This is a genomic window from Mycolicibacter sinensis, from assembly GCF_001667945.1.
GTDB classification, from domain to species: Bacteria; Actinomycetota; Actinomycetes; order Mycobacteriales; family Mycobacteriaceae; genus Mycobacterium; species Mycobacterium sinense_B.
The window spans coordinates 1-12,342 of sequence record NZ_LZJK01000014.1 but is presented as its reverse complement, the minus strand read 5'-3'; the positions used below and the strand labels follow the sequence as shown (position 1 = coordinate 12,342).

The window sequence follows — 12,342 nt, the reverse complement described above, 5'->3', positions numbered from 1 at the left end:
CGAGCGGTAGCAGCGACGAGGAGCCGAGCACTGCGTCGACGGTTTCTGACCGCTGCCGCCCACCGCCGAACGTGAAGCTGGTTTCACGTTCGGCGCCGAGTGTGAAGCTGCCTTCACGTTCGGCGGGGGTGAGGCAACCTAAATGGCGCGCTTGAGGTCGTCGACCTTGTCCAGCCGCTCCCACGGCAGGTCGATGTCGGTGCGGCCGAAGTGACCGTACGCCGCGGTCGGCGCGTAGATCGGGCGCAGCAGGTCCAGATCGCGCACGATCGCGCCCGGGCGCAGGTCGAAGACCTCGGGCACGATCTTCTCGATCTTGACCGGGTCGACGGTGGCGGTGCCGAACGTCTCGATGAACAGACCGACCGGGGCGGCCTTGCCGATGGCGTAGGCGACCTGCACCTCGACGCGCTGCGCCAGGCCCGCGGCGACGATGTTCTTGGCCACCCAGCGCATCGCGTAGGCGGCCGAGCGGTCCACCTTCGACGGGTCCTTGCCGGAGAAGGCGCCGCCGCCGTGGCGGGCCCAGCCGCCGTAGGTGTCGACGATGATCTTGCGGCCGGTCAGGCCGGCGTCACCCATCGGCCCGCCGACGACGAACTTGCCGGTCGGGTTGATCAGGATGCGGGTCGACGAGGAGTCCAGCGTCTCGTGGGCGAGCTCGGCGAGCACGGTGGAGATCACATGCTCGCGCAGGTCGGGGTCCAGGGTGTTGACCAGGTCGATGCCCTCGGCGTGCTGGGTGGAGATCACCACGGTGTCCAACCTGGTCGGGACGTCGTCCTCGTATTCGATGGTGACCTGGGTCTTGCCGTCCGGGCGCAGGTAGTCCAGCGTGCCGTTCTTGCGCACCTCGGTCAGCTTCCGCGACAGCCGGTGGGCCAGCGCGATCGGCAGCGGCATCAGCTCCGGGGTGTCGGCGATCGCGTAGCCGAACATCAGGCCCTGGTCGCCGGCGCCCTGGGAGTCCAGCGGGTCGGCCGCGCCTTCGACGCGGGCTTCGTGGGCGGTGTCGACGCCCTGGGCGATGTCGGGCGACTGTGCACCGATGCCGATGTTGACGCCACAGGTCTCGCCGTCGAAGCCCTTGTCCGACGAGTCGTAGCCGATCTCCAGGATGCGCTCACGCACGGTGTTGGTGATGTTGGCGAACGCCTCCCGGGCGTTGGTCGTCACCTCCCCGACCACGTGGACCTGGCCGGTGGTGACCAGGGTTTCCACCGCGACCCGCGACCGCGGGTCGTCGGCGAGCAGTGCGTCGAGCACCGAGTCGCTGATGGCGTCACAGATCTTGTCGGGGTGTCCCTCGGTCACCGACTCACTGGTGAACAGCCGACCCTTTTCGCTCACAATGTCACCCTTCCGTGCATCTTCCGCACTGTAAAAAGTTAGGCCGGGAAAATATATCGTCTGTGTCCTCTGCGGACTGAGCGCTGTCCCCCGCCTGCGTCACAACCCCCGGCTCGCTACCGTAGCAGCGTCCTCATCTGTCCTGCCCCTGCAGGAATGCCGCGACCGCGTCGACGATGCGACTGGCCATCAGTGTCTTGGAACCCGGCTCCAGCGCGGACTCGGTTCCGTCGGCGGCCAGCAGCCACCCGTCGTTGTGGTCCACCTCGAAAGCGCGGCCGTCCCCGACGGCGTTGACCACCAGCAGATCGCAACCCTTGCGGCGCAGTTTCGCCCGCGCGTGAAACAGTACGTCGCCGTTCTCATCGCCGGTCTCGGCGGCGAAACCGACGATCGCGGCCATATTGGGCAGCTGCCCCTCATCGCGTGCTCGCACCGCGCCGGCCAGCACGTCGTCGTTGCGGACCAGGTCGATGGTGGGGGCCCCGTCGTCCTCCCCCGGACCCTTCTTGATCTTGGCCGGCGCCATGCGGGCCGGGCGGAAGTCGGCGACGGCGGCGGCCATCACCAGCACCTGCGCCTCGGGGGCGTGTTTGGTCACCGCGTCGTGCAACTGCTGGGCCGAGCTGACCCGCACCACGTGCACACCCGCCGGGTCGATCAGCCCCGCGGTGTGGGCGGCGATCAGGGTGACCTCGGCGCCACGCTGGGCGGCCACCCGGGCCACCGCATAGCCCTGTTTGCCCGAGCTGCGGTTGCCGATGAACCGGACCGGGTCGATCGGCTCCCGGGTGCCGCCGGCGGTCACCAGCACCTTGCGCCCGGCCAGGTCGTAGGGCAGCGCGTCGCCGCGCTCGAGCAGCAGCGAGGCGAAGGTGTTGATCTCCTCGGCCTCGGGCAGCCGGCCCGGTCCGGTGTCGGTGCCGGTCAGCCGGCCCGAGGCGGGTTCAAGCACCACCGCGCCGCGTTCCCGCAGGGTCGCGACGTTCGCGACGGTGGCCGGATGCTGCCACATCTCGGTGTGCATCGCCGGGGCGAACAACACCGGGCAGCGCGCGGTGAGCAAGGTGGCGGTGAGCAGGTCGTCGGCGCGGCCGGCGACCGCACGGGCCAGCAGGTCCGCGGTGGCCGGCGCCACCACCACCAGGTCGGCCTGCTGGCCGATGGCGACGTGCGGGACCTGCGGAACATCGTCGAAGACGCCGGTGTGCACCGGCTGACCGGAGAGCGCCTCGAAGGTGGCGGCCCCGACGAACCGCAGTGCGGATTCGGTCGGCACCACCTGCACCTGGTGGCCGGCCTCGGCCAGCTGGCGGACCACCGTGCACGCCTTGTAGGCGGCGATGCCGCCGGAGACGCCGACGACGATCCGCTTAGCGTTCACGGGTACCGGCCCCGAACCTCTGCTACTCGCCTTCGGTGTATTCGAGCAGGTCGCCGTGGATCTCGCGCAGCGCGATCGACAGCGGCTTCTCCTGCAGGCCGGGCTCGACCAGCGGCCCGACGTATTCGAGGATGCCCTCACCGAGCTGGTTGTAGTAGTCGTTGATCTGCCGAGCCCGCTTGGCCGCGTAGATCACCAGCGCGTACTTGCTCGACGCCCGCTGCAGCAGCTCGTCGATGGGCGGGTTGGTGATGCCGAGCGGCGTGTCGTAACCGCCGATCAACGCCGGGTCGAACTCGTCGGTGTCGGTGGCCGTCTCGGCCGGTGCGGTACTCACTAAGACATTCTCCTGGCTATTTGAGGACTGAGGCTGGCTGTGGGTCGGTCACGCCTGCTGACGGTGGTCCGGGTCAGGCCGGACCTGGTGCGGACTCCACCAGCAAGGATACCAATTCTGAGCAGGCGGTTTCCAATCGAGCGTTGACGACGACCGCGTCGAAGTCCCCCTGCGCCGCCAGCTCGGTGCGCGCAGTGGCCAGCCGGCGTTCCATGACCTCCGCGGATTCGGTGCCACGCCCGACCAGCCGGGCCCGCAGCGTCTCCCAGTCCGGCGGGGCCAGGAAGACGGTGATGGCTTCCGGCAAGGCCTTCTTGATGGCTCGGGCCCCGGCCAGATCGACCTCGATCAGGACGGGCCGGCCGGACCTGGTCGCCTCGGCGACCGGGGCGGCCGGGGTACCCGATCGCTGCAGGCCACCGTGGATGTCGGCCCACTCGAGCAGCGCGTCCGATTCGATCAGCCGCTCGAACTCCTCTGACGTCACGAACCGGTAGTCGACCCCGTCCACCTCGCCGGGCCGCGGCGCCCGGGTAGTGGCCGACACGCTGAAATACAGGTCCGGTACCCGCTCCCGCAGGCAACGGACCAGGCTCGACTTACCGACCGCGGATGGACCGGACAGCACCACCACACGCCCCGTGGGTCGGCTGTCCGGTCCTCCACCGGCATTCACCGACAGGTCAGGAGAAGTCGAACTTCTCCAGCAGCGCCTTGCGCTGCCGGTCGCCCAGGCCGCGCAGCCGGCGGGTGGGGGCGATCTCCAGCTCGGTCATGATCTCCTGCGCCTTGACCTTGCCGACCTTCGGCAACGCCTCCAGCAGCGCGGAGACCTTCATCTTGCCCAGGACCTCGTCGGTCTCGGCGTCCTTGAGCACCTGCTTGAGATTGGTGCCGCCACGCTTGAGCCGGTCCTTGAGCTCCGCTCGGGCCCGACGCGCGGCCGCCGCCTTCTCCAACGCGGCGGCGCGCTGCTCGTCGGTCAACTGGGGAAGGGCCACGATTCCTCCGTCTCGTCATCATCGACCACGTCGATGTTCTTCTTGTCTCGGCCGGGTACTCCCGTCAGAGACGACGACCGTACCCACGCCGTCTGACGAAATCTAACCCCACCCCCCGTTTCCGGCTACAAATCCCCAGCGTGCGGCGGCTGCGGACGGCCATCCGCTCGGCGTCGCCCAAGGTCGGACGACCGGTCCCCCAGCGGCCGCGTCCACCCCCGGATGGCCGGAAAAACCCCACTCTAGCTGGGCTTTTACTTGGGCCGGGCGGGTCGGACCAACGACTCGGCAAGGCCGCTTGCGGCGCGGTGCAGGCCGGTGGGACCCCGGCAGCATTGAATTCGCACCTCACGGCGTGTCGGGCGTGTCGACCAACCCCAGCTACCGGACGTAGTTGCCGGCACCGAAGCGGCGCGGCGCCGGCCGCAATCCCACCGGCTACCGGCTACCACACCTGCGGGAAGCGACCGCAATCGGACCGAAGCCGCCGGCACGGGTCACCCTAGGCATTTCTTGAGGGAAATCGTATCTCCCACTGCCCGTTGGCATTTCACAGCCAGACCGGATTGCATTGACAGCCTCTTCGAGGGTTCCCTCGATTGGATCGAGGCAGCGAGAACGTCAAGGGAGTTGATTTCATGAGCATCCGACGCGTGCTGTGTGCCGCCGCGCTGTCGGCGGGCGTCGCCGTGACCGGCCTGCTCGGCGCGGCAACCGGTGTGGCGAACGCCGCACCCGATATCGCCACCACCAAGGAGACCCCGACGCCCCAGCCGGCCCCCGGCGTCAAGCTCAACCACCACGACCAGAAGAAGCTCGACAAGTACCTCAAGAAGCACCCGGAGATCGCCGTCCCCCACGCGGGCGCGCACTGATTCTTGACGCGCAGCGGCGGGTCACCGTATCGGTGGCCCGCCGCTGAACTTCGGCTTACCCAGCACGTCCGCCGGGCTGGGATGGCACAGTGGCGGGGTGGCAGAGGTTCCGCGGCGGACGCTGCATCGTGGGGCGAAGTTGGCCGGCCTGCCGTTGGGGGCCGCCGGGCGAACGGTGCTCGGGTGGGGACGCAAGCTGGCCGGCGCCGACGCGGAGTTGATCGCCGAGCAGTTCTCGGCCCGCAGTGCCGAGCAGGTTTTCGCGGTGCTCGGCGACCTCAAGGGCGGCGCGATGAAGTTCGGCCAGGCCATGAGCATCTATGAGGCGGCCATTCCCGAGCGGTTCGCCGAACCCTATCGGGAGGCGCTGACCCGGTTGCAGGCGTCGGCGCCGCCGATCCCGGCCAAGCAGGTGTATCGGGTGCTGGACGGCCAGCTCGGTCTGCGCTGGCGTCAGCGGTTCGCCGAGTTCGACGACGAACCGGTGGCGGCGGCCAGCATCGGACAGGTGCACCGGGCGGTGTGGCATGACGGCCGGGTGGTGGCGGTCAAGGTGCAGTACCCGGGCGCGGACACGGCGCTGCTCTCGGACCTGCGGCAACTCTCCCGGTTCAGCCGGCTCATCGATCCGCTGTTCCCCGGGCTCGCGGTGCGGCCAATGCTCGACGAGCTGCGGGCACGAATGACCGAGGAGCTCGACTATCGGCACGAAGCCGACAATCAGCGTGCGTTCGCCGCCGCGTTCACCGGCGACCCGGAGTTTCTGGTGCCGGCGGTGGTGGCGTCCGCGCCCAAGGTGCTGATCACCGAATGGGTTACCGGCCGCCCGCTGGCGAAGCTGATCGGAGGCGGTGACCAAGACGCCCGGAACGAGGCCGCCCGGCTGCTGTTCGAGTTCTGCGCCGCGTCGATGTCACGTACCGGACTGGTGCACGCCGACCCGCATCCGGGCAACTACCAGCTCACCGGCGACGGCCGGCTGGCGGTGCTCGACTTCGGTGCGGTCGCGCCAGCACACCGGTCGGCGCTGCGGTACCTGGACAACATCGCGCTGGCCGGTCTCGTCGACTCGGCGCTGCTGAGCGAGCTGCCCGCGGAGCCGCGCTCGGTGGTGCTGGCCGAAGTCGCCGAGACCCTGCGGGAGATCGGGTTCAGCCCGTCGCGCACCGAGGTCCAGCCGGAGGACGTGCTGGCGCGCTTCGGCCCGCTCACCGAGCCGCTGATGGTGCCGCGGTTCCGGTTCAGCCGCGGCTGGCTGCAGAGCGCCACGCCGCGGATGCCCGGCCTGGCCCGCGGCGAGGACGTCCTCGGCGGCGCGACGTTGGGCCTCCCGGCCGAGCATGTGCTGATGTTGCGCACGCTGGTCGGTCTGGCGGCGGTGGCCTGTCAGCTCGAGGCCGAGGTCGCCTTGCGCGATATCGTGACCCGCTGGTATCCGGGCTTCGCCGAACCGACGATCCCGGCCCGGCTGGCCGGCGCGCTGGGCCTGGATTGACGCCGGCCCTAGCCGGCCAGATAAGCCACCGCATCGCGTAACCGCGCGGCGGCGTCGCGCAGCGCCGCGACGCCGGGGCCGGCGCGCAGCACCTCGCGGGAGACCGCGGGCAACAGCGTGCCCGGAGCGGCCCCGCCCAGCCCGGCCAGCGCCTCGGGGCGCCCGCCTTGGGCCCCGATGCCCGGGATCAGCACCGGCCCGCCCAGGGCGCTCAGGTCGGGCACCTCGCGCAGCGTGGCGCCGACCACCACCCCGACCGAGCCGGGTCCGGCGCCGGCCTGGTTCACGTCAGCGACGGCGTCGACGATGGTCTGCGCTACGCTGCGCCCGTCGGTCTGGGCGCGCTGCACGCTCGCGCCTTCCGGGTTGGAGGTGGCGGCCAGCACGAACACCCCGCGGCCGTGGGCGGCGGCGGTGTCCAGCAGCGGCTGCAGCGACCCGAAGCCCAGGTACGGCGAGGCGGTCACCGCGTCGGCGGCCAGCGGTGACTCCCCGGCCCAGGCCGCCGCGTAGGCGGCCATCGTCGAGCCGATGTCACCGCGCTTGGCGTCCGCCAACACCAGCACGCCGGCCTCGCGCAGCGCCGCGATGGTGCGCTCCAGCACCGCGTAGCCGGCCGAGCCGTAGGCCTCGAAGAACGCCACCTGCGGCTTGACCACCGCGAACCCGGCGAACGCCGCCACACAGGTCTCGCTGAACGCCGCCAGCCCGTCCGCTGTCGCGGGCAGGCCCCAGCCGCTCAGCAGTTCCGGGTGCGGGTCGATGCCCAAGCACAGCGGCCCGCGGGCCGCGGTCGCTTCGGCCAGCCGGGCGCCGAAACTCATTAGTGCCCGCCGAGCGCGCTGTGCAGCTCCTGCAGGGAGCGCACCCCGATATCGCCCCGGATCCCGGCCTCGATGCCCTGTACCGCCGCCGCAGCGCCCTGCACGGTGGTCACGCAGGGGATGTTCACGCTGACCGCGGCCGAGCGGATCTCGTAGCCGTCGACCCGCGGACCGGAGTTGCCGTAGGGGGTGTTGATCACCAGGTCGACCTCGCCGGCCCGGATCGCGTCCACGGCCGATGACACCGGACGCTCCGGGCTGGGCTCCTCGAAGTTCTTGCGCACCACCTCGCACGGAATCCCGTTGCGGCGCAGCATCTCCGCGGTCCCCTCGGTGGCCAGGACCCGGAAACCCAGGTCGGCCAGCCGTTTGACCGGGAACACCAGCGAACGCTTGTCGTGGTTGGCCACCGACACGAAAACCGTACCGTCGGCGGGCAGCGACCCGTAGGCGGCGGTCTGGCTCTTGGCGAACGCGGTGCCGAAGTCGCGGTCGATGCCCATCACCTCGCCGGTGGATTTCATCTCCGGACCCAGCAGCGAGTCGATGCCGGAGCCGTCCGCGCGGCGGAACCGGTGGAACGGCAGCACCGCCTCCTTGACCGCGATCGGGGCGTGCGGGCCGACGGTGGCCCCGTCCCCGGAGGCGGCCAGCAGGCCCTCGGCCCGTAGCCCGGCGATGGTGGCGCCCAGCATGATTCGTGCGCAGGCTTTGGCCAGCGGTACCGCCGTGGCCTTGGACACGAACGGGACTGTCCGGCTGGCCCGCGGGTTGGCCTCCAGCACGTAGAGCACGTCGTCTTTGAGGGCGAACTGCACGTTGAGCAGCCCCACCACCCCGACGCCATGGGCGATGGCCTCGGTGGCGCGGCGCACCTTCTCGATGTCGCTGCGGCCCAACGTCACCGGCGGCAGCGCGCACGCCGAGTCGCCGGAGTGGATGCCGGCCTCCTCGATGTGCTCCATGATCCCGCCGATGTAGACCTCGGTGCCGTCGCACAGGGCGTCGACGTCGATCTCGATGGCGTCTTCGAGGAACCGGTCGACCAGCACCGGATGCTCGGGTGTCAGCAGCGCCGCCCGGGTGATGTAGCCGCGCAACGTCTCCTCGTCGTAGACGATCTCCATGCCGCGCCCACCCAGCACGTAGGACGGGCGGACCAGCACCGGGTAGCCGATATCGGCGGCGATCCGCTTGGCCTGCTCGAAGGTGGTCGCGGTGCCGTAGCGCGGCGCCGGCAACCCGGCGCCTGCCAGCACGTCGCCGAACGCGCCGCGGTCCTCGGCCAGATCGATGGCCTCCGGGCTAGTGCCGACGATGGGCACCCCGGCATCAGCCAGCCGCTGAGCCAGCCGCAGCGGGGTCTGTCCGCCCAGTTGCACGATGACGCCGACCACGCCGGGGCCGCCCTGACCGGACTGCTGTTCGGCGTAGTACACCTCGAGCACGTCCTCGAACGTCAACGGCTCGAAGTAGAGCCGGTCGGCGGTGTCGTAGTCGGTGGAGACCGTCTCGGGGTTGCAGTTGATCATCACCGTCTCGAACCCGGACTGGCTCAAGGTGGTCGCGGCATGCACGCAGCTGTAGTCGAACTCGATGCCCTGGCCGATCCGGTTGGGCCCGGAACCCAGGATCAGCACCTTGGGTTTGCTGTCCTGGGGGGCCACCTCGGTCTCGGCGGCCGGGTCGAGCTCGAAAGTGCTGTAGTGGTACGGCGTTTTGGATTCGAACTCCGCCGCGCAGGTGTCGACGGTCTTGAACACCGGGTGGATCCCCAGCCGGGACCGCAGCAGCCGCACCCCGTCCTCGCCGGCCAGCTCCGGACGCAGTACGGCGATCTGATGATCCGACAGGCCGCTGTATTTGCAGCGCCGCAGCAGATCCGCATCCAAAACGGGGGTCGCGACGACCTCGGCGCGCAGCGCCACCAGGCCGTTGATCTGCTCGACGAACCATGGGTCGACCCCGGAGGCCTCGGCGACCTGCTCGACACTCGCGCCGAGCCGCAGCGCCAGTTCGATGTCGTAGAGCCGGCCCTCGGTGGGCGTGCGCAGCCTGTCGAGGGCGGCCTCGGCCCCACCGTCGGGGTCGGGTTTGGTCCAGAACCCGGCCCGCTCGGTCTCCAGCGAACGCATCACCTTGCCGAGTGATTCGATGAAGTTGCGGCCCAACGACATCGCTTCGCCCACCGACTTCATCGTGGTGGTCAGCCGCGGGTCGGCGCCGGGGAACTTCTCGAACGCGAAGCGCGGTGCTTTGACCACCACGTAGTCCAGCGCCGGCTCGAAGCAGGCCGGGGTCTCCTTGGTGATGTCGTTGACGATCTCGTCGAGGGTGTAGCCGATGGCCAGCTTGGCGGCGATCTTGGCGATCGGGAAGCCGGTGGCCTTCGACGCCAGCGCGGAAGACCGGGACACCCGCGGGTTCATCTCGATCACGATGAGCCGGCCGTCTTTCGGGTTCACCGCGAACTGGATGTTGCAGCCCCCGGTGTCCACCCCGACCTCGCGCAGGATCGCGATGCCCAGGTCACGCATCCGCTGGTATTCCCGGTCGGTCAGCGTCATCGCCGGGGCGACGGTCACCGAGTCGCCGGTGTGCACGCCCATCGGGTCGACGTTCTCGATCGAGCAGACCACCACGACGTTGTCGTTGCCGTCGCGCATCAGCTCGAGCTCGAATTCCTTCCAGCCGTAGATCGATTCCTCGATCAGCACGTTGGCCGTCGGCGATGCGGCCAGACCGTCTCCGGCCATCCGGGCCACCTCGTCGAGGCTGGCCGCCAGACCGGAGCCCAACCCGCCCATGGTGAACGAGGGCCGGACCACGACCGGCAGGCCGAGCTCGGCGACGGTGTCCTCGACCTCGGCCATGGTGTAGCAGACCCGGGAGCGGGCCGACTCGCCGCCGACCTTGGCGACGATGTCCTTGAACTGCTGGCGGTCCTCGCCACGCTGGATGGCCTCGAAGTCGGCGCCGATCAGCTCCACGCCGTAGCGTTCCAGCACCCCGTGCTCGTGCAGCGCGACCGCGGTGTTCAGCGCGGTCTGCCCGCCCAGGGTGGCCAGCAGGGCGTCGACCTTGTTGCCGCGTTCGGCCTGCTGGGCGAGTACCTTTTCGACGAACTCCCAGGTGATCGGCTCGACGTAGGTGTTATCGGCATACTCCGGGTCGGTCATGATGGTGGCCGGATTGGAGTTGACCAGGCTCACCTGCAGGCCCTCGGCCTTGAGCACCCGGCACGCCTGGGTGCCGGAGTAGTCGAATTCACAGGCCTGTCCGATCACGATCGGCCCGGAGCCGATCACCAGGACATGGCGCAGGTCGGCGCGGCGCGGCATTACTTCTCCCCTGCCATCAGGTCGACGAACTGGTCGAAAAGGTATTCCGCGTCGTGCGGACCGGCCGCGGCTTCGGGGTGGTACTGCACCGAGAAGGCCCGGCCGTCAACGAGTTTCACGCCCTCGACCACCCCGTCGTTGGCGCAGGTGTGGCTGACCACCGCCGGACCGAAATCGGTGTCGAAGCGCTGGCCCGCTTCTCCCTCCAAGGCGAAGCCGTGGTTCTGCGCGGTCACCGCCACCCGGCCAGTGGCGTGGTCGATCACCGGGATGTTGATGCCGCGGTGGCCGAACGTCATCTTGTAGGTGCTCAGCCCCAACGCCCGGCCCAGGATCTGGTTGCCGAAACAGATTCCGAACAGCGGGATTCCGGCGCCGATCACCTCGCGGGTCAACGCCACCATCGCCTCGGCGGTGGCCGGGTCCCCGGGGCCGTTGGACAGAAACACCCCGTCCGGCTTCAACGCGGCGATCGCGGCGAAGTCCACCGTCGCCGGCAGCACGTGACTGCGGATTCCGCGCCGGGCGAAGTTACGCGGTGTGTTGGTTTTGATGCCCAGATCCAGGGCGGCGACGGTGAACCGGTGTGCGCCGTCGGGTTCCACCACATATGCGGCGTCGGTGCTGACCTGCCCGGCGAGGTCGGCGCCGAGCATGGACGGCTGCTCGCGGACCCGGTTCACCAGTTCCTCGGCCGGGGCGAGCGCGTCACCGGAGAACACCCCGGCCTTCATCGAGCCGTGGTTGCGCAGGTGGCGCACCACGGTGCGGGTGTCGACGCCGGCCACCCCGACGATGCCCTGGCGCACCAGTTCGTCGTCCAGGGTGCTGCTGGCCCGCCAGTTCGAGGCCCGCGGCGACGGGTCACGGACCACGTAGCCGGCCACCCAGATCTTCTCGTCCCGGCTCTCACCGTCCTCGCGGTTCCAGCCGGTGTTGCCGATCTGCGGGGCGGTGGCCACCACGATCTGCCGGTGGTAACTGGGGTCGGTCAGCGTCTCCTGGTACCCGGACATGCCGGTGGAGAACACCGCCTCCCCCAGGCTCTGGCCGACGGCTCCGAACGGCCGTCCGGTGAAGATCCGGCCGTCCTCAAGGACCAGGGCGGCACGCGCGTTCATGTGTTGTCACCTTCCAGCCAGCGGGTGTAGTCGGCACGGTCGTCGGCGCGGAAGCCGGTGTCCATTTCGGTGCCCGACGGCAGGCGCCAGCGGATCGCCAGCACACCGTCGTGGGGTCGGGTGGGCAACGAGGGGATGGTCCGGCCCGCGATACCGCGTTCGGTGCGCACCGCGACCACCGAATCCTGCGGAATCCAGATCGGCCGGGCTCCACTGCGCTGCACCATGATTCCCTCCGGGTAGCGGGTCAGCACTGCCTTGGTGCGATAACCCAGGTCGCCCACGACCACCCGGTCGTTCCACTTCGGCGCCAGCGTGCAGCCCAGATACAGGCCGCGGGTGGGGGCGACCGAGGGCGGGCCTACGGTGTCGGGCACCGCCGGCAGCGTGCCGATCAGGGCCTCCTGCAACTGGCCGCGGCGCCGCCAGCCGCGCATCATCAACCGGATCACCACCCCGATCAGCACCACCAGCAGGAACGCGAAGATCAGCGAGGCGACCATCGTGGGCGTGTTCATGCCGGGCTCTTCCCGTCCCGGGCGGTGATCCGGCCGCGCAGCAGCGTCGCGGTGACGGTCGCCGGAAGGGTCATCTCCTCATACGGGGTGTTGGCC

The 12,342-nt window shown here is 69.8% G+C and carries 11 protein-coding genes and 1 pseudogene; 2 read left to right on the top strand and 10 right to left on the bottom strand.

Going from position 1 to position 12,342, the window contains the following annotated elements; translation table 11 throughout:
* Positions 1-138 precede the first annotated feature (138 nt).
* From metK to mihF, 5 genes are all read right to left on the bottom strand, one after another.
* Positions 139-1,350, bottom strand: a complete 1,212-nt coding sequence (gene metK, locus A5694_RS00755) for a methionine adenosyltransferase (protein WP_064919951.1) — start codon at positions 1,348-1,350, stop codon at positions 139-141.
* A 133-nt stretch (positions 1,351-1,483) separates the two neighbouring features.
* Positions 1,484-2,734, bottom strand: coding sequence for a bifunctional phosphopantothenoylcysteine decarboxylase/phosphopantothenate--cysteine ligase CoaBC (gene coaBC / locus A5694_RS00750; protein ID WP_064919950.1), 1,251 nt, complete (start codon positions 2,732-2,734; stop codon positions 1,484-1,486).
* Between the two features lie 22 nt (positions 2,735-2,756).
* Positions 2,757-3,071, bottom strand: coding sequence for a DNA-directed RNA polymerase subunit omega (gene rpoZ, locus A5694_RS00745; RefSeq protein ID WP_064919949.1), 315 nt, complete (start codon positions 3,069-3,071; stop codon positions 2,757-2,759).
* 73 nt (positions 3,072-3,144) lie between these two features.
* Entirely contained in the window at positions 3,145-3,747 is a 603-nt protein-coding gene (gene gmk / locus A5694_RS00740) for a guanylate kinase (RefSeq protein WP_064919948.1), read from the bottom strand.
* A 7-nt stretch (positions 3,748-3,754) separates the two neighbouring features.
* Entirely contained in the window at positions 3,755-4,072 is a 318-nt protein-coding gene (gene mihF, locus A5694_RS00735) for an integration host factor, actinobacterial type (RefSeq protein WP_003932123.1), read from the bottom strand.
* 638 nt (positions 4,073-4,710) lie between these two features.
* Between mihF and A5694_RS00730 the strand changes: the two genes are divergently transcribed.
* Both A5694_RS00730 and A5694_RS00725 read left to right on the top strand, forming a co-directional pair.
* On the top strand, positions 4,711-4,947 hold the full coding sequence (locus A5694_RS00730; protein WP_064919947.1) for a hypothetical protein: 237 nt from the start codon (positions 4,711-4,713) through the stop codon (positions 4,945-4,947).
* Between the two features lie 97 nt (positions 4,948-5,044).
* The gene (locus tag A5694_RS00725) at positions 5,045-6,442 is read left to right on the top strand and encodes an ABC1 kinase family protein (protein WP_064919946.1); all 1,398 of its coding nucleotides are present in this window, start codon (positions 5,045-5,047) and stop codon (positions 6,440-6,442) included.
* A gap of 8 nt (positions 6,443-6,450) precedes the next feature.
* On the opposite strand, the gene pyrF is transcribed toward A5694_RS00725, so the two are convergent.
* The 5 genes and pseudogenes from pyrF to A5694_RS22275 all read right to left on the bottom strand — a co-directional run.
* Positions 6,451-7,266 carry an orotidine-5'-phosphate decarboxylase gene (gene pyrF, locus A5694_RS00720; protein ID WP_064919945.1) on the bottom strand — a complete coding sequence of 272 codons (816 nt, stop codon included), beginning with the start codon at positions 7,264-7,266 and terminating at the stop codon, positions 6,451-6,453.
* On the bottom strand, positions 7,266-10,607 hold the full coding sequence (gene carB / locus A5694_RS00715; RefSeq protein WP_064919944.1) for a carbamoyl-phosphate synthase large subunit: 3,342 nt from the start codon (positions 10,605-10,607) through the stop codon (positions 7,266-7,268). Before carB ends, pyrF begins: the two co-directional genes overlap by 1 nt.
* Entirely contained in the window at positions 10,607-11,728 is a 1,122-nt protein-coding gene (gene carA / locus A5694_RS00710) for a glutamine-hydrolyzing carbamoyl-phosphate synthase small subunit (RefSeq protein ID WP_064919943.1), read from the bottom strand. The genes carB and carA overlap by 1 nt, the downstream gene beginning before the upstream one ends.
* The gene (locus A5694_RS00705; protein ID WP_064919942.1) at positions 11,725-12,246 is read right to left on the bottom strand and encodes a hypothetical protein; all 522 of its coding nucleotides are present in this window, start codon (positions 12,244-12,246) and stop codon (positions 11,725-11,727) included. Before A5694_RS00705 ends, carA begins: the two co-directional genes overlap by 4 nt.
* Positions 12,243-12,342: pseudogene (locus A5694_RS22275) on the bottom strand (amidohydrolase family protein); the annotation flags it as partial. The pseudogene A5694_RS22275 and the gene A5694_RS00705, both read right to left, overlap by 4 nt.